This window comes from Xanthomonas sp. LF06-19, assembly GCF_034105425.1.
Taxonomy (GTDB): Bacteria; Pseudomonadota; Gammaproteobacteria; order Xanthomonadales; family Xanthomonadaceae; genus Xanthomonas_A; species Xanthomonas_A sontii.
The window spans coordinates 16,994-41,615 of record NZ_JAXGGH010000003.1 but is presented as its reverse complement, the minus strand read 5'-3'; the positions used below and the strand labels follow the sequence as shown (position 1 = coordinate 41,615).

Below are 24,622 nucleotides of genomic sequence, written 5' to 3'. Positions count from 1 at the left end.
CATGCGCTCGCCCTTCGACATCCTCGAGGCCTACGAGCGGCGCAGCCTGGCGCACGCCGTGCAGATGCCCGAACGCGCCTTCGACGACGACGTCTGGCGCGGGGTTGGCTACCGCGTCGGCAAGCGCCACCTGGTCTCGGATTTCCGCGAAGTGGTGGAAATCGTGCGCATGCCGCCGGTCACCCCGGTGCCGGGCGCGCAGCCGTGGCTGCTGGGCGTGGGCAACCTGCGCGGCAACCTGTGCCCGGTGGTCGACCTGAAGCAGTTCCTGGAAGGCGAGCGCACCGCGCTGCAGGAAGGCCAGCGCGTGCTGATCATGCGCCAGAGCGGCGGCGACGTGGCCCTGACCATCGACGAACTGTTCGGCCAGCGCAGCTTCACCGAGGCGCAGGCGGTGGAGCCGGGCGATCTGGCCCAGGGCCGCTACGCGCACTTCATCGACCGCGCCTTCCGCGGCGACGCCCAGGACTGGGGCGTGTTCTCGCTGTCGCTGCTGTCGCGCACTCCCGAATTCCGGCAAGCCGCCGCCTGAGCGCGCGCGCTGCCTCCGCATCGAAGACCGAGGTCGCATCATGAGTACTGCTCCGGACGCCCGCAAGGCCAGCAAGCTCGGCAGCGTGGGCACGAGTTTCTGGCTGGGCCTGCTGGCGTTGTCGCTGGTCGTGTTCGGCGCCAACACCGGCGTGGCCACCTGGCAGGGCAACCGCCTGGCCGGCGCCAGCACCGGCGCGGCCGACCTGCAGGTGCTGTCGCAACAGCTGGCCAACCAGGCCCGCGACGCAGTGTCCGGCAACGCCGAGACCTTCAAGCAATTCAAGCAGACCAAGGCGAAGGTGGAGAGCACCGTCGCCGAGCTCAACGCACGCTACGCCAACGAAGCCGGCGTGTCCGCGCCGCTGCAGACCCTCAACGGCACCTGGGCGCCACTGGCCAAGAACGCGCAGCAGGTGGTGGACAGCGAACCGGCGGTGCTGGCGCTGGCCGGCAACGCCGACCGCTTCGTCGGCGGCGTACCGCAGCTGCAGGCGCAGTTGAACGAGGTGGTGCGCGCGATGACGGTCGGCGGCGCGCCCGCCGCGCAGATCTACAACACCCTGCAGCAGGTGGTGGTGGCCGGTACCATGGCCCGCCGCGTCACCGAAATGCGCGCCGGCGGCCGCGGCGCGGCCAGCGCCGGCGACGCGCTGGCGCGCGACGCGGTGGTGTTCGGGCAGATGCTCGAGGGCCTGCGCAACGGCAACGAGGAACTGGGCATCGCCCCAGTGCGCAACGCTGCCGCGCTGGCTGCACTGGAGCAGTCGCAGGCGCAGTGGGCGGAGATGAAGAAGGACCTGGACGCGCTGCAAGCCAGCTCGCGCAGCCTGTTCGCCGCGCAGTCCGCCGCCGCGGCGCTGACCGCCGGCTCGGGCAAGATGCTGGAGGACAGCAAGAAGCTGTTCGACGCGTTCTCCGCGTTCGGCTCGACCCGCGACACCCGCCTGTTCCCGAACTTCTGGCTGGGCGTGATCTCCGGCCTGCTGGCGCTGCTGTCGATCGTCGGCTTCGTCTGGACCACGGTGCGCAGCCGCAGCCGCGAGCAGGAAATCCGCCTGCAGACGCAGGTGGAATACAACAGCCGCAACCAGCAGGCGATCATGCGCCTGCTCGACGAAATCAGCTCGCTCGGCGAAGGCGACCTGACCGTCAAGGCCTCGGTCACCGAGGACATGACCGGCGCCATCGCCGACGCGATCAACTACGCCGTCGACGAACTGCGCCACCTGGTGACCACCATCAACGACACCTCGGCCAAGGTCGCCGTGTCCACCGAGGAAACCCAGGCCACCGCGCGCCAGCTGGCCGAGGCGGCGGGGCACCAGGCCGAGCAGATCGGCTCGGCTTCCGTGCGCATCAACGAAATCGCCGCCAGCATCGAGCAGGTCTCGCGCAACTCCACCGAGTCGGCGGAAGTGGCGCAGCGCTCGGTGGTGATCGCGGCCGAAGGCGCCGGCGTGGTCCGCGAGACCATCCAGGGCATGGACCAGATCCGTGACCAGATCCAGGAGACCTCCAAGCGCATCAAGCGCCTGGGCGAGTCGACCCAGGAGATCGGCTCGATCGTGGAACTGATCAACGACATTTCCGAGCAGACCAACATCCTGGCGCTCAACGCCGCGGTGCAGGCCGCCTCGGCCGGCGAGGCCGGCCGCGGTTTCGCGCTGGTCGCCGACGAAGTGCAGCGCCTGGCCGAACGCACCTCCGGCGCTACCCGCCGCATCGAAGGCCTGGTGCAGACCATTCAGGCCGATACCAACGAAGCGGTCAGCTCGATGGAGCAGACCACCTCCGAAGTGGTGTCCGGCGCGCGCCTGGCCGAGGACGCGGGCACCGCGCTGACCGAGATCGAACGCGTGTCCAATGCGCTCAACACCCTCATCAAGAACATCTCCATCGCCGCGCACCAGCAGTCGGCGGCGGCGATCGACATCACCCAGACGATGGACGTGATCCGGCAGATCACCGGACAGACCTCGCAAGGCGCGGGACAGACCGCCGAATCGATCGGCCGCCTGGCGCAACTGGCGGCGGACCTGCGGCGCTCGGTCGCCGACTTCAAGCTGCCGGCGTAAGCGGGCCGGAACCGGGTGGAAGGAAGCGCACATGACGTACCGTGAACAACTCCCGCATCCCGTCGCCGCGCTCGCGCGGCACGGCGCGTGCCCGGCCGCGGAGACGCGGCGATGAGCGCGCTGCGCGATGCGATGAGCCATGCCGCGCTGGGCTGGGTCAAGCCGGAACTGGACGAGACCCTGCGCCAGGTCCGCGGCGAGATCGAGGCCTTCGTCGAGGAACCGGCCGACACCGGCCGCATGCGTTTCTGCGCCGGCTACCTGCACCAGGTGCAGGGCACCTTGCGCATGGTCGAGCTGTACGCGCCGGCGATGGTCGCCGAGGAACTGGAACTGCTGGCGATCGCGGTGCAGAACGGCCAGGCGGTCGACCGCGACGAGGCCTGCGCCACGCTGATGCGCGGCACCGTGCTGCTGCCGGACTACCTGGAACGCCTGCAGGACGGCCATCGCGACATTCCGATCGTGTTGCTGCCCTTGCTCAACGAGATCCGCGCCGCGCGCGGCGAAGCCGGCCTCAGCGAGGGCGCGCTGTTCGCGCTGGCGCCTGACGCGGCCGCCGCCACCGAGGCCGAACTGGACCATGCGCGCGGCAGCCTCGCCGGGCGCAACCGCGAACTGCTCGACACCGTCGGCACCGCGATCAAGGAAGAACTGCTGCGGGTCAAGGACGCGCTGGACCTGCATCTGCGCACCGGCGGCGACGTCGCCGCGCTGCAGACCCAGGTCGACGAGCTGGGCAGCGTCGCCGATACCCTGGGCGTGATGGGCCTGGGGGTGGCGCGCAGCGTGGTGGTGCAGCAGCGCGACGCGCTGCGCAGCATCGTCGATGGCGCCCGCGCGGCCGACGAAGGCCTGCTGCTGGATATCGCCGGTGCGCTACTGTACGTGGACGCCTCGCTCGACGACCAGGTCGCCTACCTCGGCGCCGGCGGCGACGTGCACGACGACGCCAGTGCCGCAGAGGCGCGGCGCACGGTGGAAGTGCTGGCGCACGAGGCCATCGCCAATTTCGGCAGCGCCCGCGAGCACTTCGTCGCCTTCATCGAGACCAACTGGGACCATGCGCGCCTGGACGAGGTGCCGCGCCTGCTCGCTGAGGTCGCCGGTGCCCTGCGCATGCTGGAACTGCCGCAGCCGGCCGATTACCTGGAAGGCGTGCGCCGTTACGTCGGCACCGAGCTGATCGGCAAGCGCCGCGTGCCCAGCGGCCGCCAGCTCGACACCCTGGCCGACGCGATGGCCAGCCTCGAGTACTACCTGGAAGCGCTGCGCGAGCGCCGCCCCGGGCGCGAGGAGATCCTCGACATCACCCGCAGCAGCCTGGAAGCGCTGCGCTACTGGCCGCTGCCCGACACCGCGCCGGCCGCGCCGGGCGTGTTGCCGAGCGCGAGCGAGGCGGCCGAATCGATTGCGCCGCTGCCGCCGGTGGCCGCTGATCGCATCGACGCGTCGGCGCCCCCGTCCATCGCCGCGCCGGCCGTGCCGGCCTGGGATCTGGCGCCGGCCGAGGACACGCTCGAGACGACGCCGCGCACGCAGGACGCTGCGCCATCCGCACCGCAGGCGCCGCAGTGGAGCCTGGCGACGGACGACGCCGACACCGCGGCCGAACACGCCTCCGCGCCCGCCGACGACGGCGCTGCGCGCGACGAGCACGAGCCCACAGCAACGTCGCAGGCGCTCAGTTTCGATCCGGTCGCGGCCGAACAGGACAGCTGGAGCGGCACCGCCGAGCCGCTGCACATCAGCCTCGATTCCCTGGTGCTGGAACAGGACGCGTTGCGGCCGGAGACGCCTTCGGCGTTCACGCGGGAAAACGACGCGGCAGCCGCTTCCGCGGCGTCCGTCTCCGATGTCGCCGGTTTCGATCCGGTGGCCGCCGAGTATCCGGAGCAGGCGCAGGCCGATGTGCCGGCCGCGTTCGCTGGCCTGGACGAACACGACGATCCCAATCTGATCATCGTCGACACGCCGACTGCTGCAGAACACGCCGACGCCTCCACGCCGCCCCTGGTCATCGAACTGGAAGACGCGCCAGCGTTCGCCGACGCGCCTGGCGGGTCCTCCGACGAGGTGCACACGCTCGACTGGCACGCCACCCCAGCCGCGCAGGACGAGCAGGCCGCGTTCGCGCTGCCGGATGCGGCCGCGCTGGCCGACGCAGGCGCCCATATCGCCCACGGCGAGCGCCTCGACGCGGCAGGGGAGGCCGAGCCAGCAGACGCCGGTGCCGACGCCGAAGACGCCGCGCACGCGATCCCGTCGGAGGCCGCGGAGGCCACCGACGCCGCACGCGAGACCGAGTCGCACGCGCCCATGGATGACTCGGCGCAGACCGATGCCGGCCTTGCCGCCATCGGCGAGGCCGCGCACACCGATGCCGTGGCCGATGCGCCATCGGCGCCGGAGCATGCCGCGCTGGAATCCGAGGAGCATGCGACGCCCGAGCCGGTACAGGCACACGCTGCACCGGTGTCGGACGCCGAAGCCGCGTTCCTGGCCGACCTGGAAGCTGCTGCCGCGCAGTTCGACGTGACCGCGGCCGCCCACAGCGGCGAGCCTGCGATCGCAGCACCCGCCAGCACGGAGGCGAGCGCCGCGCCTGGCGCCGCGCCGCCTGCCGCCGAGGCCGGCTTCATCGACGGCGATGGCGAGATCGACGAAGAGATCCGCGCGGTGTTCCTCGAGGAATTCGACGAGGAACTGGTCAATCTCGGTGCGCTGCTGCCGGCCTGGCGCGCCGCGCCTGCCCACACCGAAAGCCTGCGGCCGATCCGCCGCGTGTTCCACACCCTCAAGGGCAGCGGCCGCCTGGTCGGCGCGCGCGTGCTCGGCGAGTTCAGCTGGAAGATCGAGAGCATGCTCAACCGCGTGCTCGACGGCTCGCGCCCGGCCAGTCCGGCGGTGGTGGCCATGGTCGAGCAGGCCTACGCGGTGCTGCCGCAGCTCAATGCCGCGCTGCGCGGCAACGGCACGGTGCAGGCCGATCTGGACGCGATCCAGACGGTGGCCGAACGCATTGCCGCCGGCGAGGAGGCGTTCTATTTCGCCACCCCACAGGCAGCCGTCGCGCCGCGCGCGGGGACGCCGGCCTCGGTGGACAGCGTGCTGCGCGAGATCCTCGAAGCCGAGGTCGCCACCCATCTGGAGACCGTGCACGCCTGGCTGCAGCACGGACCGCAGCCGGCGACCGAAGCGCTGCTGCGCGCGGTGCACACCATGAGCGGCGCGTTCGCGATGACCGACGTGCCGGAGATCACTGCGGTCACCGGCCCGGCCGAGAGCTACGTCAAGCGCGCCTTGGCGTCCGGCAGCGTTCCGAGCGCCGAAGGCGTGCGCGCGCTCGAGGAGTCGGCGCGTGCCGTTGCCGACACCATCGCGGAACTGCAGGCGCCGTCGCCGGTGATTCCGCCGTTCACCGAGCTGTCGCAGCGCCTGCGCGCGCTGGTGGAGACCCTGCCGGAAGTGCAGTGGCCGCCGATCGCGCACGACGAGGACGACGAAGACCTGTCCGCGTCGGCACCGGCCGAGGCCGGCCTGGATGAGCAGGCCGTGCAGGCGGTGGAACTCACCGCGGCCGACGATCTGTCGGCGTTCCTCGGCGATGCCGCGCATCTGCACGAAGCGCTGCCGGTGGATGACGTTGCCGGGCAGTCCGACGCGGTCGACGCCGACCAGCATCGCATCGATGTTCACGCGGACGCCGCGTCCACGCCGGCAGACAGCGACGCCACCACCGACACGGATGTGGGCACGCTGGCGTCGGCGAGCGAGGACGAGCCGCTTGCTGTTGAGCCGGCGGCCGCACAGGACCATGCGCAGTCCCGTGACGCAGCGCCGGGCGACGAGGCGGCCGCACCGCATGACGAACGCGATGCCGACGAACAGGCGGCCCTTGCGCAGGACGGCCAGCTCGACGAGCTGACGGTCGAGGCGCCGCTGAGCGCCGAGCAGGTGTCGGACCCGGCTGCGGAAGCGTTGGATCCGGCGGCGCAGGACGCGACGGTCGATGCGGTCATCGCCGATGCTGCGACCGATACCCCGATGGACGCGCAGGAACTGCAGGCGCCGGAGCATGCTGGCGAGGCGCAGGGCTCCGAGGCTCACGCAATCGAAGCGCAGGACGGGGACGCCCGGGATGCGTCCGTGCATGCGCCGGAGTCGCAGGTGTCCGATCATTCGGCGGCCGACCGCGACGCCGACGCGACCGAAGCGCAGGCAACGGATCATTCGGCAGCGGACCACGCTGTCGAAGACCATGCGACCGACGCGCAGGCGAACGACAGCCAGGACGCGTCCGCACACGGGCAGGATTTGCAGGCATCGGAGCACGATGCGACGCACGGCGACGCCGATGCGCCCATTGACGACACCGCTGAAGCGCACGAGCAGCATCTCAACGAGGACGCCCCTGCGATCGGCCTGCGCCAGCACCCGTTGGCGCCGTCGAGCGGCTGGCGCCACGATGGCGTGGCCTCGGCCAACGACGATACCGAGGTCGCCGCCGAGCACGGCGACGTGACCCTGGACGCCGCTTCGCCTCTGCACGCGGGGACGGGCGAGGGCGGTGCGAATTCCCCCACCACCGACACGGTCGGCGAGCACGCCGACGCAGAACACGTCGAGCCGACCAGCGGTGCAGGCGAGAGCGCGCTGCAGGATGTCGCCGCCGAAGCGGACGATGCCGCGCACGCGTCGTCGTCCGATGCCAACGAGACGACGGACGCGCATCATGCGGCGCCCGACGCAGCGCCCGACGCAGCGCCCGACGCGCCGCAGGGCGACACCGCTCACGACGACACGACCGCGGCGACCGAGACGGACGCGACGGCATCGGCCGACGCAGCGCACGAAGAAGCCGATCAACACGCGTCGGCGGCAGCCGTGCCCGTGCAGCCCGACGTCGACGCCGCGCATGCCGCGGCCGATGCCGCGCGAACCGATCTGTCGGCCGTCGATCTGGGGCCGCTGGACTTCGCCGACCTCGATCGCGAGCTGGTCGATATCTTCGTCGACGAAGGCAAGGACCTGCTCGACCACTGCGATCGCCTGATCGCCGAGCTGCGTGCCGCGCCGCAGGACCGCGACGTGCTCGGCGGCCTGCAGCGCGACCTGCATACGCTGAAGGGCGGCGCGCGCATGGCCGGCATCAACGCCATCGGCGACCTCGGCCATGGCATCGAGTCCTTGCTGGAGGCGGTCGCCGCCCATCGCACCGAGCTCGACCGCCAGGACGTGCAGTTGCTGGAGCGCGGCTTCGATCGCCTGCACCAGTTGTTGACCCTGACCGGCAACCACCGTGCGGTGGCGATGCCGCAGGACCTGATCGGCGCGTTCGACGCACGCACGCACGGGCAACGGCTCGCCGCCGCCAGCGATGCCCAGGCTACCGTCGCGGCGCCGCTCGCGGCGGCCGACGACGCGCTGGCTGCCGCGGCACTGGCCGCCGTGGCGGCGCCGTTGTCGGCACCGCTGCCGGTGGAGGGCACGCCCGACGAAGAGGCGACGATCGCGCGACCCATGCAGGAACAGGTGCGCGTGCGTGCCGATCTGCTCGATCGCCTGGTCAACCACGCCGGCGAAGTGGCGATCTACCGCTCGCGTCTGGAGCAGCAGTTGGGCGCGTTCCGCGGCGCGATGGCCGAACTGGACCGCACCAACGCGCGTCTGCGCGACCAGCTGCGGCGCCTGGATCTGGAAACCGAGGCGCAGATCGTCGCCCGCTACCAGCGCGAACAGGACCAGACCGAGCAGAGCTTCGATCCGCTGGAACTGGACCGCTTCTCCACGCTGCAACAGCTCAGCCGCGCGCTCAACGAGTCCGCGGCCGACCTGGGCGGCCTGCAGGGTGTGCTCGACGACCTGGCGCGGCAGTACGACGGTCTGCTGCAGCAGCAGTCGCGCGTCAGTTCGGAATTGCAGGACGGGCTGATGCGTGCGCGCATGGTGCCGTTCGACGGCCTGGTGCCGCGGCTGCGGCGCGTGGTGCGCCAGGCCGCCAGCGAAACCGGCAAGCAGGTGCACCTGAGCCTGGAAGGCACCCACGGCGAACTCGACCGCAACGTGCTCGACCGCATGGTCGCGCCGCTGGAACACATGCTGCGCAACTCGGTCGCGCACGGCCTGGAGGCGCCGGAGCAACGGCGTGCCGCGGGCAAGGCGGAGGAGGGCAACATCGCCATCCGCCTGCGCCGCGAGGGATCGGAAATCGTGCTGGAAGTGGCCGACGACGGCGCCGGACTCGACCGCGAGGCGATCCGCCGCCGCGCCGAGCAGCGCGGGCTGATCGCCGCCGACGCGGTGCTGTCCGACGACGAACTGGATGCGCTGATCTTCGCGCCCGGGTTCAGCACCTACGACCAGGTCAGCCAGCTGGCCGGCCGCGGGGTGGGCATGGACGTGGTGCGCAACGAAGTGCGCCAGCTCGGCGGCTCGGTGGACATTCACTCGGTGCGCGGCCAGGGCGTCACCTTCACCCTGCGCCTGCCGCAGACCCTGGCGGTGACCCAGGCGGTGTTCGTGCAGATCGGCGAGACCACCTTCGCGGTGCCGGTGGCGTCGGTCAGCGGCATTGGCCGCATCGGCCGCGAGCGCTTCGAGGCCGGCACCGGCGGCTACCGTTACAGCGGCGAGGAATACGCGCTGCACGACCTCGGCTCGCTGGTCGGGCAGGCGCCGGCACGGGCGGAAGGCCAGGCGCAGGTGCCGTTGCTGCTGGTGCGCGCGGGCGACCTGCGTGCGGCGGTGGCGATCGACCAGGTGCTCGGCAACCGCGAAATCGTGGTCAAGCCGGTCGGCCTGCAGATCGCCTCGGTGCCTGGCATCTACGGCGCCACCATCACCGGCGACGGCCGCGTGGTGGTGATCCTCGACATCGCCCCGCTGGTGCGCCGCTTCCTGGCGCAGCCGTTGCGGCCGGTGGTGGAGGCTACGCCGACCGAACAGCGCCGCGTGCCGCTGGTGATGGTGGTCGACGACTCGCTGACCATGCGCAAGGTCACCGGACGCGTGCTGGAACGCCACAACTTCGACGTGGTGTCCGCGCGCGACGGCGTCGAGGCGCTGGAACGCCTGGAAGAGCGCGTGCCCGACCTGATGCTGCTGGACATCGAGATGCCGCGCATGGACGGCTACGAACTGGCGACGGCGATGCGCGCCGATCCGCGTTACGCCGCCGTGCCGATCGTGATGATCACCTCGCGCAGCGGTGAGAAGCACCGCCAGCGCGCCTTCGAACTGGGCGTGCAGCGCTATCTCGGCAAGCCTTACCAAGAGTTGGATCTGATGCGCAACGTCTACGACCTGCTGGGGATCGCCCGTGTTCGCGAATGACGGCGACGCCACCTCCACGCCGGTCGCATTGCTGGCCCGTCCCGGCAAGGCGCGCGAGCGCCTGCGCGAAGCGCTGCACCTGGTCGGCGCGGCGATCGTGCTGGAGGACGACCCGGGCGCGATCGACGCGCAGACCCTGTCTGACGCTGCGCCGGCGGCTGTGCTGATAGCGCTGGAGCCGGCGATCGAGGACGCACTGGAGCGGCTGGATGCGGCGCTGGCGCTGCCCGGCGTCACCGTGATCTTCGACGAGGCCGAGCTGGCCGCGCGCCGCGAGGGTTGGGAAGCGCAGCGCTGGGCGCGGCATCTGGCGGCCAAGCTGCAAGGCCATCAGGACGTGCTGCCGCCCGGCCGCGAGACCGAGACCGGCCTGCAGCCGGAGCCGGGCCTGCCGGCGACGCCGGCGCAGCTGCACGAGGACGCGCCGATCGGCCTGCATGTCGACGAAGCTGCCGGCTTTGCTGAGGCCGCGCCGGAAGACGGCATGTATGCCTGGCAGCCGCCGGCGGACGTCGCGCCCGGTTTCGAGGACCTGCAATTCGCACGCGCCGAAGCCGCTGCCAGCGAAGCGTCTGCCGCGCCGGCTGCACCGCAGGCCGATGCCACACCGGCTGCGCCCACAACCGCACCCGCGGCGCTGCCAGCCAGTGCCTGGTCGCTGGTCGACGACGATGCGCCCCTGCTTGCCGCTGCGCCGCGCGCGTCGCAACACGTCCCGCAGTTCTCCACCGAAGGTCTGTCGCTGGTCGCGCTGGAATCGGAAGAGCCCGCGTCCACGAGCGGCGTCGGTGCAGGCGCCGCCGCGCACGGTGCGGTGCTGGTGATGGCCGGCATTGGCGGCCCCGATGCGATCCGTCGCCTGCTCGCCGCACTGCCGGAGAACTTCCCGCTGCCGCTGCTGGTGCAGTTGCGCCTGGATGGCGGCCGCTACGGCAACCTGGTCAAGCAGATCGCCCGCGTGTCCGCGCTGCCGGTGCTGCTGGCCGAGGCCGGCGAGCCGGTCGCCCCTGGCAACGTCTACATCCTGCCCGACGACGTCGGCGTGCACGGCACGGCCGGGTTGCGCTTCGTCGCCCAGGACGCCGGCGCCTCCGTGGTCGCCGGCCTGCCGGCCGCGCACAGCGCGGTGCTGCTGCTCAGCGGCAGCGACCCGCAGCAGGTGGATGCGGTGCTGGCGCTGGCCGCGCAGGGCGCCTGGGTGGCCGGGCAATCCGGCGACGGCTGCTACGACCCCGCCGCCGGCGCGCAACTGATCCTGCAGGGCCATCCCGGCGGCGATCCGGCGCAACTGGCCCAGGCCTTGACCGCACGGTGGAGCGGCTGAGCGAGGCGGCACACGCCATTCATCGCTGCGCCCCTATCGCGCGTTTTTTCCGCTTCCAGGACGAAGTCACTCCATGAGCAGCTACGCCAGCAACGACGAAATACGCGGTGTCCTCATCCTGGCCGGCAGCGAGCGCGTGTTGCTGCCCAACGCCACCATCGCCGAAGTGATGTCGCGCGTGCCGGTCGAACCGCTGCCCGACGCCCCGCACTGGCTGCTCGGCCAGATCGCCTGGTACGGCTGGAAAGTCCCGCTGGTCTCCTTCGCCCGCCTGACCGGCCTGGGCGCCGAGATCGTGGCCGCCAACAACAAGATCGTCGTGCTCAAGGCCCTGGGCGGCAACCCCGACCTGCCGTACGTCGCCCTGCTCACCCAATCCTTCCCGCAGCTGATCTCCGTCCCCCGCGACGGCCTGCTCGCCGACGCCTCCGAAGAAACCCTCCCGCCCGGCGTGCACATGCGCGTGCTGCTGGGCGAGCAGAGCGCCTTGCTGCCGGATCTGGAGGCGATCGAGGGGATGGTGGTGGAGCGGTTTGCGGCGGTCATCTAGATCGGCGGCAGTCCTGCAAACGGCCTTGCTTCTGACTGCGTACCGCAACCATCCTGGCCGATGCTATGCGCGCTTGAGCGAAAGCCGCAGCGGCTTGTTGCCAGTGGATAGGGCCATCGTCTAGCATCGCTTCTCGTAATGACAAGGATTGTCGTATGCGCAACGTGCGTGCACCCGTTCGCTGTATTGCGTCGCTCAGGGATGATGCGACTGCCCACTCTCGGGTATCCCACCTGTCTGGTTCTTCAATGTTACCGCCGAGCCTGTGGCGGCCATTGGCGGTGCGCTGGTCGGCGTTCGGCTGGGTAAACAGCCAACAACCCCTGATTCGATTGGATTGATGAACTCCTTGCAAGGACGCGCAATGACTACGGTGCATCACGCCCCATCCTACATCCGTGCCACCCGCTTTGCGCTGGTACTGGCTCTGTTCTTTTTGTTCGTCGGTTCGGCGTTTGCCGTAACAGAAGGGCCGAAGCAGAAGTTCGTCGTCCGCGATGCCGAGGGAATTGATCGCGGCACCTACGACACCCAGTCGGAGGCGGAAGCGGCGATCAAGGCGATTCCGGGGCCCCAGTATTCGGAGGATGCCTACCAGTATGTCGACACCATTAAGGACACGAAGCTTCGTGATGACGGAGTCTCGCTGATCACGTACTGGATGGGCAACGAGAAGGCAAAAGACGAAGATTGGATTTACATCGCCGGGACGACCAAGGTCCTCACCGAAGCGGAGGCCGTGGCGTCGCTGGTGCAGCAGTTGAGTGAACAGGCGCCCCAATGTGGAACTGCATCCGCCACGCCGCAGGGCGGATGGGTTGTGGGAGCAGGCCCATACCCAGAGTACGACATGGGGGCGGAAATGCAAACGAGGTACTACAGCGTGGTCGTCTTTTTCGACGACTGCAGCGGTACCTACGGCTACACCAGCTCCATCGCCCGATCCCGGCGGAGCGAATGCCCCAAGCCCCACACCAACTGGTACATCAGCGACCAAGGCTGCACGAACAATGAGATCTTCGCGACCATCGAGGTCATCACCCTGCAGTGCGGAGACGAGCAAGGCCAAGGAGCTAGCACAGTTGGCGGCGGCAACTCGGGTATGGTGGGCAACCCCTGCGACGTCAAGACCGGCGAGAAATTCCAGACCGAGCGCGACCTGGATCTGGGCTGGATCACCCTGACGCGCTATTACCACTCAGGCATCGCACTGAATACCGGTGGATTCGGCCCCGGCTGGACCTTCTCGCACAGCTTGCACCTGACCATCCAGGGCGACGCGCTGGGCCTGATCGAGGGTAGCGGCTATGCCGTGCCGTTCCGCAAGATGGGAGCCGAGTATCGCGCGGCCAATGCCTCGGGCGAACGCATCGTCGCCAACGGCGACCAGTGGGTGCTGTATCGCCAGGATGCCATCTACACCTTCGATGCCAAGGGCAATCTGGTCTCGCGCATGGCCGAGGATGGCAGCGGATGGGTGTACGGCTATAACGCGCGTGGGCGCTTGCAGAGCATCGCCTCGCTGCAGGGGCGCTCCATCGAACTGGTGTATGCCGACGACAACGACGATGCGCTGATCACCGGCATCGTCTCCGGTGGGGTGCAGTTGGCCAGCTACGGCTACGACCAGCAGCGCCTTGCGAGCGTCACCTATGCCGATGGCAAAAGTCGGATCTATCACTATGAAGACACGCGCTTCCCGCGCCATCTTACCGGCGTGACCACGGAAGATGGCCAGCGCTTCAGCACCTTCGCCTACGACGAGGTCGGCCGTGCGATCTCCAGCCAGCACGCCGGCGGTATCGACGGCGTCACGCTGGCGTACTCGGCTGCCGGTACTCGCGTCACCGATGCGCTGGGCGATGTCAACGATTACACGATGACCGAGGCGGGTGGTGCCTCGCCGAAGGTCGCCACCGTCGCCAGGACCGACGGCACGCTGCAGTACAGCTACAACGACCAGTCCAGCGACTTCCGCCGCCGGCTCAGCAGCGTCACCGATCGCCGTGGTATCCAGACTCAGCACAGCTACGCCGAAGCGACTGAGAACGGTGTTGCGGTGAACATCCACACTGTACGCGAGGCGGTCGGGCAACCGCAGGAGCGCACCACGACGACGCGCACCGCGGCTGGCAGCAATCGCCTGCTGTCGGTGCAGACCGGCGGGCGCACTGTGTCCTACAGCTATAACGATCGCCTGCAGCCGGTGCAGATGACGAGCAGCGACACGGCTTCAGGCAAGCAGCGCACTATCACCTACAGCTACTGCGAAGCGTCCGACGTAGCCGCGACCGACAGCACCTGCCCGATCCTGGGCCTGCCCAAGTCGGTCGACGGCGCGCGCACCGACGTCAACGACATCACCAGCTTTACGTATTACCCCACCGACGACAGCACCTGCGCCACGTCCCCGACCACCTGTCCGCACCGCAAGGGCGACCTGTGGAAGCTGACCAATGCGCTGGGCCAGGTTACCGAGTACCTGGCCTACGACGGCGCCGGCCGCGTGCTGTCGGCGAAGGACGCCAACGGCGTGGTCACCGACTACACCTATCACCCGCGCGGCTGGCTGACCGCCAGCAAGGTGCGCGGGTCCGACGACAGCAGCGAGAGCGACGACCGCATCACCACCATCGACTACTGGCCGACCGGTCTGGTCAAGCAGGTGACGCAGCCGGATGGCGCGTTCACCCGCTTCACCTACGACGCGGCGCATCGGCTGACCGATATCGCCGACAACGCCGGCAACACCATCCACTACACCCTGGACAATGCCGGCAACCGGTCCAAGGAGGACACCAAAGACGCATCGGGTACGCTCAAGCGCACGCTCTCTCGGATCTACAACCAGCTCGGCCAACTGGCCACGCAGGCCACTGCGCAGGGCGATCCGACCGACTTCGGTTACGACCCAAACGGCAACACCAAGACCGTCACCGACGCGCTCGGTCACGTGACCCAGAACGATTACGACCCGCTCAACCGGCTGGCGCGCACCCTGCAGGACGTGAGCGGCATCGCCGCCGAGACCAAGTTCGGCTACGACGCACTGGATAACCTCACCAAGGTCACCGACCCCAAGGGCCTGGACACCACCTACGCCTACAACGGCCTGGGCGACCTGACCAAGCTCACCAGCCCGGACACCGGCAGCACGACCTATACCTACGACAGCGCCGGCAACCGCGCCACCCAGACCGATGCGCGCAACATCAAGACCAGCTACGGCTATGACGCACTGAACCGCCTGACCCAGGTCACCTATCCGACCACCAGCCTCAACGTCAGCTACACCTACGACGTCAGCCAGAGCACCTGCGCCAGCGGCGAAACCTACGGCATCGGCCGCCTCACCCGAATGCAGGACGGCAGCGGCAGCACCGATTACTGCTACGACCGCTTCGGTGACTTGGTGCGCAAGGTGCAGACCACCAACGGCAAGGTGTTCGTGGTCCGCTACGCGTACACCAAGGCCGGGCAGTTGAGCCGCCTGACTTACCCGGATGGGGCGGTGGTGGACTACGTGCGCAACGCCCAGGGCCAGACCACCGAGGTCGGCGTGACCTCACCCGGCGGCTCCCGTCAGGTGCTGCTGAACCAGGCCACCTACTATCCGTTCGGCCCGGTTGCCGGGTGGACCTACGGCAACGGCCGTCCGATGCAGCGCGTGCTGGACCAGGACTATCGCCCGTTGGCGGTCAACGACACCCGCAGCGATGGCCTGGCGGTGGGCTTTGCCTTCGACCCGGTCGGCAACCTCAGCGCGCTAACTGCGCCGGGCAACACCGCGCCGGTCATCAAACTGGACTACGACCCGCTGGGCCGGCTGACCGCCTTCAAGGACGGCCCGACCGATACGGTGATCGACGGCTATACCTACGATGCCACCGGCAACCGCCTGAGCGCCAAGGTCAACACCGCCACGCAGACCTACACCTATCCGACCACCAGCCACCGCCTGAGCAGCGTGGCCGGTACCGCGCGCAGCTATGACGCGGCCGGCAACACCACCGCGATCGGCGGCACGGCCGTGCAGTACGTGTATGGAGCAAATGGCCGACTGACGCAGGTCAAGCGTAGTGGCACCACCGTGGCGAACTACGCCTACAACGGCCGCGGCGAGCAGGTGCGGCGGGTGGGCAAGACCAACGTCTACACGCTGTACGACGAGAGCGGCCACTGGCTGGGCGACTACGACAACAACGGCGCCGTCGTACAGCAGGCGATCTGGCTGGACGACCTACCGGTGGGCGTGCTGGCCAAGACCACGCTGCGCTACGTGCAACCCGACCACCTGGGCACCCCGCGCGCGGTGATCGACCCGGTCCGCGACGTGGCGATCTGGCGCTGGGACCTGAAGGGCGAAGCCTTCGGCACCACCGCGCCGGATCAGGACCCTGACAAGGATGGCACCGCCTTTGTGTTCGATATGCGCTTCCCAGGTCAGCGCTACGACGCGCTGAGCGGGCTCAATCAGAACTACTTCCGTGACTACGAGCCGGGTGCTGGGCGGTATGTGCAGAGCGATCCGATTGGGTTGAGAGGAGGTGCTTCTTCCTACCTTTACTCCTTGGGTACGCCCACTCGTCTCTATGATCCATTTGGGCTCGAAGTTGTCTGGGACACCAAAACTTGTGCCGGTCAGCTAGGGCTAACTACTTGCGATGGCAAGGGGGGCTTTATGGTAAGTAACTGTAACAATGGTTGTGATCGTGAATGCACTCAGAAGCACGAGAATGAACATATAAGGTTCTTAGAGGCTGTTCATCCAGGAGCATGTTTGGGTCGCCCTCTTGGTGCAGCTCCGTGGCCCCAAAGTTATAGGGCGGACAGTGATGCCTACGCTCGTGAGTTTCATGAAACGGAATGTAGGGCGGATGCTATTACCATCGATTGCATTTCTAAAATTGGTAAAATTACGCCGCTGGACGCGAGTGCAAAGCGCAACCTTCTTGATGCAATCAAGCGCCGGGAGTCTAGAAAATGCGAAGACTATGGATTCTAGTTTTTTTGGTATCAATAATTTCAGCGGCCTCTGCAGGAGAGGTTTGCCAAACTTTTCCTGGTGTGGATCATGATTTGCCGGCTGTAGTTAAGGAGAAACTCAAGGAGGAAAGGATGGGTGGATTCCAGTTGGTTAACAGAACCGTGTGCGATGTCCATGTAACTTGGTATGCTTTACCGCCGAATTTTCCGCCTTCGCAACCCTGGCCGCCCGGGGTTATGAAGCTGATTTCATGGGATGCGAAGAAGAACAAGGTGGAAGTTCTTTAGCGGGACTTTGAATAAGCCACTGACTGAGTAATGCGGCCGATCAGGGTGGGTTCTGGTTCAAAATAGCTATGCCGCAGCGATTGAGTATAGACATACGGTCAACATCCATGCGGCGTGCCAAACGGTCTGGTAATCCCTGGGGCGAACGACGGCCGCGCGCGTCGGCGCGGCGTGTAGTGGTGTTATTAACAAAGCTACGAAAAAGTTGTCGATCCAGTGGCGTGACCGAATGCGACTGATTGGATTACGACGCCAATGGTGCGATCGTGCAGCAGGCGATCTGGCTGGACGATCTGCCGGTCGGCGTGCTGGCCAAGACCACGCTGCGCTATGTGCAGCCGGACAACTTGGGCACGCCTCGTGCCGTCATCGACCCGGTTCGCGACGTGGCGATCTGGCGCTGGGACCTGAAGGGCGAAGCCTTCGGCACCACCGCCCCGGACCAGGATCCGGACAAGGACGGGACGGCGTTCGTGTTCGATATGCGCTTTCTTGGGCGGCGCTACGATGCGTTGAGTGGGCTCAATCAGAACTACTTCCGTGACTACGAGGTCGGTACGGGGCGGTATGTGCAGAGTGATCCGATTGGATTTTTGGGTGGAGTAAGCCTATACGGGTATTCGCTCCAAAATCCCGCTGCTGAAATTGATATATATGGTTTGCAAGCCTACTCGCCGGGAATGACTCCGCCAAATAATATCCCCGGCGGTCCGTGGGCGCCAGCTCCAGGGCAGCCGCCTGGAACATTTTTTGGTCCAAAAAAATGGCGCCGACCGAGCAATATGTAGATATGTGTCGGATGGAAATAATGGTGGCCCCAAAGCCGCGCCAAAGGCGTACTGGAAAACCAAGACTCCAGGCACGTCTTGGCAACGTTATAAGCTTAACGGGATACCTCAGACTGCACAGCAGGCTCATCCTGCACCCGCAACCAAAATCCCATGGATTCGCTTGCTCGGAATCACGTCTAGGTGGGGTATGGGTGCATTCTTTGCAACTTATTCGGATTCGCTTAATGCTACCGAAGAGCAAGATATAGCGATAAGGAACGAAGATAATGAAAGATGAGTTCGAAATTAGACAAGGTTCGCGGGATGACTCGGGGATCTCTGTTGAAGAATCATTGTTGCAATGCCTTTTGTATTTTGATGAGGTTGTATCTTCTTTCTGTCTTGGTGTTGACTATTTGCACAAAATATTTGGTGATCATCCGGGTGCAGCTTGGGAAGTTAAGCAGGAATTTCTATCCGGTAAACCACTCATTGCATGGGGGGGAATTCCAAAATCAAAACGTGAGGCGATAAAAAAAATAGTCATGGCGGCCGAAGATGTTCCGGATGCAGCTGTTGATGGGGCTTCGGATTTTAGCCACGCTGCATGGAATGATGTCCGTAATGCGGCTGTTGAATATCAAGCCTTCAATGACTCTTGAGGCGCACAGTATATGGCGCGCGCTGCCAGGGTCTCTATTTTATTTTTCTCGTTAATTATTTATGTTTCAGGATGTGTGAATAATTCTTCAAAATTCTATGCGTCTCATGCTGATGCGGTGGCGAATAATACTATCGCAAAAGGATGGGTTCCGGATTTTTTGCCTAAGAATGCTACCGATATCTACGAGCGGCATAGTGTTGATGCTGGTGGGGTTGCGGTTGTCTTCTCTGCGCCCAATGACAACTTCCTTAAGAGCTTTGCCAGGCTCGATGATTCGTATTTTACATCTGCTGAAGGAGCATTTTCTTTGGTGCACTCGCCTGCAAAGTATCCTCAAGGGGTGAGTGGTTATTATTATAGGTGTAGTGGGGAGGGGCTCGGCCTGCTGAAGGCACGTGATGGAAAGATATTCTATTATATTGAGCCGGTTTCTAGTGGGGGGCTTGAAGTTTTATGCAAAGTACCAGCCAGGTTGTAGTGGCTGGGCGATTGACGTCTAACGTTGACACTCTTCTGAAGTGCGTGATGAGCTTGATAAAGTTCAGGTATGTTTCGATGCAATCCTGCCGGAGCAAGCAGCCGAGCCAACTCTGGTAACGCCGAGCAGACCATTTAATCCCATCCAACTCTGCCGCATGATGTAAGGCTAAGCGCACGCCATCCCGCGCGCCCTCCCAACGCCGGAGCCTTCCATGCCGCAACGCCGTCACTTCCTGAAAACCGCCGCCTTCGGTGCCCTGGCCGCCGGGTTGGGCGGTGTGCTGCCGGGCGCACGCGCCGCCGTGGCCAAGGCGCAAGCCAAGGCCGGTGTTGGCCCCCTGCCGCGCGGCGCAGCACGGGTGATCTCCACCTGGGACTTCGGCGTCGCCGCGAACCAGGCCGCATGGCAGGTGCTGTCGCGCGGTGGTGCGGCGCTGGATGCGGTGGAGGCCGGGGTGCGGGTGCCGGAGGCCGATCCGGACAATCACACGGTGGGGCTGGGCGGGTATCCGGACCGCGATGGGCGGGTCACGCTGGATGCCTGCATCATGGATCACACCGGCGGCTGCGGGTCGGTCGCGGCGCTGGAGGACATCGTGCATGCGATCTCGGTGGCGCGGCGGGTGATGGAGAAGACGCCGCATGTGATGCTGGTCGGCGATGGCGCGCTGCAGTTCGCGCTGGCGCAGGGGTTCGAGCGCACCAAGCTGCTCACGCCTGAGTCGGAACAGGCGTGGAAGGAGTGGCTGAAGACGTCGCACTACGCGCCCGAGGCCAATATCGAGAACCGTGCCTATCGCCGCGGCACGCTGCCCGGCGGCAAGGACAACCACGACACCATCGGCATGCTGGCGCTGGATGCGCACGGCAATCTGTCCGGTGCCTGCACCACCAGCGGCATGGCCTGGAAGATGCACGGCCGGGTCGGCGACAGCCCGATCATCGGGGCGGGGCTGTACGTGGACAACGAGGTGGGCGGGGCGACCTCCACCGGCGTCGGTGAGGAGGTGATCCGCAACGTCGGCAGTTTCGCGGTGGTGGAGATGATGCGGCAGGGCAAGAGCCCGGCCGAGGCCTGCCGCGAGGTGGTGATGCGCATCGTGCGGCGCAAGCCGGAACTCACCCGCGATCTGCAGGTGGGGTTCCTGGCGATGAACAAGCGCGGCGAGGTCGGTGCGTTCGCGATCCAGCCCGGTTTCAGTTATGCGGTCTGCGATGCGCAGCGGCAGGATCTGCTGCTGCCCGGGCAGAGCCATTTCGCGGCGCCGGCGGCATGAGCGCGATGGTGCCGATGGGCTTGGAAGTGGCCGCCGATGCGATCGGCTCGGCGCTGGCCGCGCAGGACGGCGGGGCGATGCGGGTGGAATTGTGCGGCGGCCTGGATGGCGGTGGGCTGACGCCGTCGTTCGGCACGCTGGCGGCGGTGCGCGATCGGTTGCGCATTCCACTGTATGTGCTGATCCGTCCGCGGGTCGGCGATTTCGTGTTCGACGCGGCGGAAGTGGAGGCGATGCGGCGCGACGTGGAGCAGTGCGTGCGCCTAGGCTGCGACGGCGTGGTGCTCGGCGCGCTGACCGCAAACGGTGAGGTGGACACGGCGACGATGCGCGAGCTGATCGCCGCGGCGGGTCCGCTCGGCGTCACCTTCCATCGCGCCTTCGATGTCAGTGCCGATCCGCGGCGTGCGCTGGAGGATGTGATCGCGCTGGGCTGCGAGCGGGTGCTGACCTCCGGTGCGCGCGAGACCGCGGAAGAGGGCGCCGACCTGATTGCCGAGCTGGTGCAGCAGGCCGGTGCGCGCCTGAGCGTGATGCCGGGGTCCGGTGTCACCGAAGTCAACCTGGCGCAGTTGCGCGCGCGCACCGGCGCGCGCGAGTTCCATGGCTCGGCGCGTGGACCGCTGGCGTCGCGGGCGACGTCGCCGCATCCGCATGTGCGCAGTCTCGGCGGCGACCGCATGCAGACCGATGTGACGCGGGTGCGGCGGATGGTGGTGTTGTTGGAGGAGCCGGGACCGGGGACCCGGGACCCGGGACCCGGAACGCCGCATCCCGCAGCCTGATCTGGCAGCGCTTTGCTCTTGCTTTCCCGGGTCCCCGGTCCCGGGCCCCGGGTCCCGAGCAAGATTCACCTGCCGCCGGCAGGCGCCGTTGACCCAACTCCCAGCCGCTTCGGATCCAGCACCACATGCTTGATGCGCGTGCGCTTCCAGGTGTAGCTGATGTGCACCTTGCCGTCGCGGGTCTGGATCACCGCGGGGTAGGAGAACTCGTCCTTGGGGCTGTCTTCCAGGGTCAGCACGCGGGTCCAGTGCAGGCCGTCGTCGGACAGAGCGACGGCGAGCACGCCGCGGCCGTCCCACCAGTCCTTGCCGACCTCGGTCGGGTTGTAGACCAGCAGCGAGCGGCCGTCGGCCAGCACCACGGCGTCGGTGCCGGAATTGGGATTGGCCAGGTTGAGCAGGGTCATCGGTTCCCAGGTGCGGCCCTGGTCGCGCGACCAGGTGCTGAACACGTGGTTCTGCTGGCTGCGTCCCACCGCCTGCAGGCGGCCGTCCTGGTGCAGCAGCACGCTGGGCTGGATCGCACCGATCCTGGCCGGGTCGTTCATCGCCGGGCCGCGGGTCCAGTGCGCGCCGTTGTCGTCGGACCATTCCATGTGCGCGACCCAGCCGGCGTCCTCGCTGCTGCTGGGGCTGAGGATGCGGCCGCCCGGCAGCTGCACCGGCTTGTTCTTGATCGGGCCGAGGATGCCGTCGGGCAGGCGCTCGGGTGTGGACCAGTGGTGGCCGCCGTCGCTGGACGTGGTCTGCATGCCCCACCAGCGCTTCGGGTCCGGACCCACCTTGTAGAACAGCCGCAGCGGCCCTTGCGCAGGCTGGAACAGCACCGGATTCCAGGTCGGCAACGGCTTGCCCTGCGGCTGCGCGCCGTCGGCCACCCGCTGCGCCGGTTGCCAGCCGTGCGCGTCGCGACGCGCGACCCAAATGGCGACGTCGTCGGCGCCCTCGTGGCGGCCTCCGAACCAGGCCGCAAGCAGGCCGTCGCGGGTTTCCACCAGGGTCGAGGCGTGGCACTGCGCGGTCGGCGCCTGCGCGTTGACGAATTCGCTGTAGACGATGGGCGAGGGCGGTGCCTGTGGCGGGGCGACGGCGGCCGGGCCGGCGATGGCGCGCACCGCAAACAGCGACAGCAGGGGAAACAGCGAAGGCGACATCATGTGGTACGGTCCTGGCCCGCAAATGGGGATACCTATTTATCATCAATTAAATACCACATGCTGACACTACCGGTAGCGCCGCCTGTCTGCCCGACCGACGATTGCGCGGAATCGCAATGCCGGACCGTCCGCTCTCTCCGCTCCGCCGGCTGGCCGCATTCGGCCTGAATGTTCTGGCCGCGCCGCCGCTGCTCGCCGAGAACTTCGCCGACACCGCGTTGTTCGAGTACGGCGACGTGCGCTGGGTCGGCAACGGGGCGGGCGTGATCGAGGGCGAGGACTGGAACGCTATCGATCGCCACGGCGACCTGCGCTGGCGTCCGGTCGAGGTGGATACGCCGCTGCACAAGCTGCAGTGGTTCTGGTACCCGAACAGCGACCAGACGCTGAAGAGCGTCGACGAGCTGGTGCAGATATGGGAAGACAGCGTCGGCCGCGGCGGGCAACTGGTGCTGGGCATCGCCCCGGGCAAGCGTGGCCTGCCGCCCGAAGCCGACGTCAAGCGGCTGGAGGAAATGGGCCAGGCGCTGCAGGCGCGCTACGGCGCCGATCGCAACCTGGTGCGCGGCCGGCTCAAGAGCGACGACAGTATCGCCGCGGCGGTGGACGGCGACCGCGATACTTTCTGGAGCGCACCGGACGGCTCGCACCACGCCACCCTGGAACTGCATTCAAGCGGCCGGTGACGTTCGACACCGCGCTGTCGATGGAATGGCTCAACAATGGCCAACTGGTGCAGAAATACGCGGTGGAAGTGTTCCGCGACGGCGCCTGGGTCAAGGTGGCGCAGGCGCAGGCGATCGGCCACATGAAGATCGACCACTTCCCCGCGGTCACCGCCTCGCGCGTGCGCCTGAACATCCTGTCCAGCGTCGACGCCGCGCATATCCGCGAGTTTCAGTTGTTCAACGTGGGCGCTGCCGCCGCGCGCTGATCCCTGCCTGCGGCCTGCAACCGAAGCCGTGCCCGGCGATGCCGGGTGCGGCTTTTTCGTTGGAGTTGTGCGCTGCGTCTTGGCAAGAGCGCTGGCTTGCAGGCGCGATTCCAAAAATCGCTGCGAAGAAGACGGTGCGCGCCGCAGGGCAACTCCCCTCTCCCCCCGGGAGAGGGGTCGGGGGTGAGGGTACGGCGCGAGCGTCGCCCCTCCTCGCGATTCGTGATCAACAGTCGACGATGCATGCGTCCGCCCCTGACTCTGCAAGGCATGCCCGTGTTTGGCCGGCGCCGTGACGCAAGCGGCAAGAGCGGACCTGGAGCCGGAGCCTTTTGCGACATCGTCCTCGGTGCTTGGAGCGCGTGTTGTTCGGGCCGAACGCCATAAGGTGTGCGCCGGAGCGAGCGGTGGCTACCGCCAGAATGTGGTGTGTTGCCATTGCCAGCATGCAAGGTGCGAGGATTGCCTGGAGCATGTCTACGAATGTGGACAAAACCTGCTGCCTGCTGCGCGGGCTATGCAGGAACTGCGCACTGCAGCCGATCACGATAGGAGTGCGTTGCAACGTCGAGTGGCACAAGCAAAGCATCTGAGGGTGGCTGTCGTCGCTATGTCGTGCGCTGCAGCGCAGCCTTGGTCGCCACCGTTTCGGGGCGTTGCCTCCTCGATGGTGCCGGCCCGCTCGGCTTCTACGCTCGTCGTTGCACGTAGCGATACCGGCTTCGGCCGCCTGATCCGATGCGCAGGGCTCACGGCATCGGCCATTCCTCTCTCAGCAGCGAACCATGACAGTTCCCAACGGCGCCAATGCACAGATCACCGACGCGGCGACGGTGTCCATGCCACCGGCCGCGTCCACCGGCGCCTCTGCCGCGACACCGGCTGTAACAGCGGCCGATCGTGGCGAGCTCGGCGACCCGGCCGGCGCGGCAGCCGCCACATCGCCGCCCGTGTCGCCAACGCCGCCATCCATGCTGAAGACGCTCGACGCACACATGCTCGCGCAGCCCGAGGCGGCAGGGCCGGCCTGCGACGCGCTCAACAGCACGGTCGTGCGGGGCGTACAGCGCAGCGATGCCGAAACCATGGCCTATGCACCGTCGCAGGTTGAGGTCGGCTCGAACATGCGGATCAGACAGGCGCAGGGCCTGGTCGCGCCATCGGCGGCGGTCTATTTCGACGGCGTCAGCAAGACGGCGCTGGCCAGCCAGAGCGTGCTGGTCAAAAACCTGGCCGAGAACAAGCCGGAGCAGGCCGCCGAGGATGCGCTGGGCGTGCTGGCCACCGACGTGCTGGTCGGTGCCGCCGCGGCGGTCGCAGCCGCTGCTGGCGCGCTGGAGGCCGAGTCCGCCGGCTTGCCCATCGACAAGATCGACCAGAGCATCGCCAAGTAGGCGGACATGGTGCGCGGCCGCAAGTCCGCGTCCACCTAGGCCGTTCGCACCACCGGTTTCACTTCACGC

General features: G+C 67.1%; 14 protein-coding genes and 1 pseudogene. 14 read left to right on the top strand and 1 reads right to left on the bottom strand.

The genetic code is table 11. The features are described from left to right. Position 1: 1 nt before the first annotated feature. The 11 genes and pseudogenes from SLW55_RS07255 to SLW55_RS07205 all read left to right on the top strand — a co-directional run bounded on the left by SLW55_RS07255 (position 2) and on the right by SLW55_RS07205 (position 21,068). Positions 2–532, top strand: a complete 531-nt coding sequence (locus SLW55_RS07255; RefSeq protein WP_267100137.1) for a chemotaxis protein CheW — start codon at positions 2–4, stop codon at positions 530–532. Positions 533–572: 40 nt separating this feature from the next. Further along, on the top strand, positions 573–2,609 hold the full coding sequence (locus SLW55_RS07250) for a methyl-accepting chemotaxis protein (RefSeq protein WP_017910265.1): 2,037 nt from the start codon (positions 573–575) through the stop codon (positions 2,607–2,609). A 111-nt stretch (positions 2,610–2,720) separates the two neighbouring features. Then, positions 2,721–9,944 carry an Hpt domain-containing protein gene (locus SLW55_RS07245; RefSeq protein WP_267100138.1) on the top strand — a complete coding sequence of 2,408 codons (7,224 nt, stop codon included), beginning with the start codon at positions 2,721–2,723 and terminating at the stop codon, positions 9,942–9,944. After that, positions 9,931–11,268, top strand: a complete 1,338-nt coding sequence (locus SLW55_RS07240; protein WP_267100139.1) for a chemotaxis protein CheB — start codon at positions 9,931–9,933, stop codon at positions 11,266–11,268. The genes SLW55_RS07245 and SLW55_RS07240 overlap by 14 nt, the downstream gene beginning before the upstream one ends. Before the next feature lie 73 nt (positions 11,269–11,341). Next, positions 11,342–11,818: a chemotaxis protein CheW gene (locus SLW55_RS07235; protein ID WP_148829659.1), complete on the top strand. Its 477-nt coding sequence runs from the start codon at positions 11,342–11,344 to the stop codon at positions 11,816–11,818. Positions 11,819–12,158: 340 nt separating this feature from the next. Further along, positions 12,159–16,823 carry an RHS repeat-associated core domain-containing protein gene (locus SLW55_RS07230; RefSeq protein WP_320744888.1) on the top strand — a complete coding sequence of 1,555 codons (4,665 nt, stop codon included), beginning with the start codon at positions 12,159–12,161 and terminating at the stop codon, positions 16,821–16,823. Positions 16,824–17,334: 511 nt separating this feature from the next. Next, positions 17,335–17,754, top strand: a pseudogene (locus tag SLW55_RS07225) (RHS repeat-associated core domain-containing protein); the annotation flags it as partial. A 395-nt stretch (positions 17,755–18,149) separates the two neighbouring features. Next, positions 18,150–18,524: a hypothetical protein gene (locus tag SLW55_RS07220; RefSeq protein WP_267100141.1), complete on the top strand. Its 375-nt coding sequence runs from the start codon at positions 18,150–18,152 to the stop codon at positions 18,522–18,524. Positions 18,525–18,536: 12 nt separating this feature from the next. Further along, complete coding sequence (locus tag SLW55_RS07215) at positions 18,537–19,004, top strand: hypothetical protein (RefSeq protein WP_320744887.1); 468 nt, start codon at positions 18,537–18,539, stop codon at positions 19,002–19,004. A 214-nt stretch (positions 19,005–19,218) separates the two neighbouring features. Further along, the gene (locus SLW55_RS07210) at positions 19,219–20,283 is read left to right on the top strand and encodes a N(4)-(beta-N-acetylglucosaminyl)-L-asparaginase (protein WP_267100143.1); all 1,065 of its coding nucleotides are present in this window, start codon (positions 19,219–19,221) and stop codon (positions 20,281–20,283) included. A gap of 14 nt (positions 20,284–20,297) precedes the next feature. After that, positions 20,298–21,068: a copper homeostasis protein CutC gene (locus SLW55_RS07205; protein ID WP_267100189.1), complete on the top strand. Its 771-nt coding sequence runs from the start codon at positions 20,298–20,300 to the stop codon at positions 21,066–21,068. A 65-nt stretch (positions 21,069–21,133) separates the two neighbouring features. Here SLW55_RS07205 and SLW55_RS07200 read toward each other — a convergent pair whose 3' ends face one another. Further along, positions 21,134–22,225, bottom strand: a complete 1,092-nt coding sequence (locus SLW55_RS07200; protein WP_267100144.1) for a sialidase family protein — start codon at positions 22,223–22,225, stop codon at positions 21,134–21,136. 116 nt (positions 22,226–22,341) lie between these two features. On the opposite strand from SLW55_RS07200, the gene SLW55_RS07195 reads away from it, so the two are divergent. The 3 genes from SLW55_RS07195 (at position 22,342) to SLW55_RS07185 (ending at position 24,553) form a co-directional block, all read left to right on the top strand. Next, positions 22,342–22,911 (top strand): alpha-L-fucosidase, encoded by a 570-nt coding sequence (locus SLW55_RS07195; RefSeq protein WP_267100145.1) that lies wholly within the window; start codon positions 22,342–22,344, stop codon positions 22,909–22,911. Next, on the top strand, positions 22,908–23,159 hold the full coding sequence (locus SLW55_RS07190) for a hypothetical protein (RefSeq protein ID WP_267100146.1): 252 nt from the start codon (positions 22,908–22,910) through the stop codon (positions 23,157–23,159). Before SLW55_RS07195 ends, SLW55_RS07190 begins: the two co-directional genes overlap by 4 nt. Before the next feature lie 971 nt (positions 23,160–24,130). Next, complete coding sequence (locus SLW55_RS07185; protein WP_267100147.1) at positions 24,131–24,553, top strand: hypothetical protein; 423 nt, start codon at positions 24,131–24,133, stop codon at positions 24,551–24,553. Positions 24,554–24,622 lie beyond the last annotated feature (69 nt).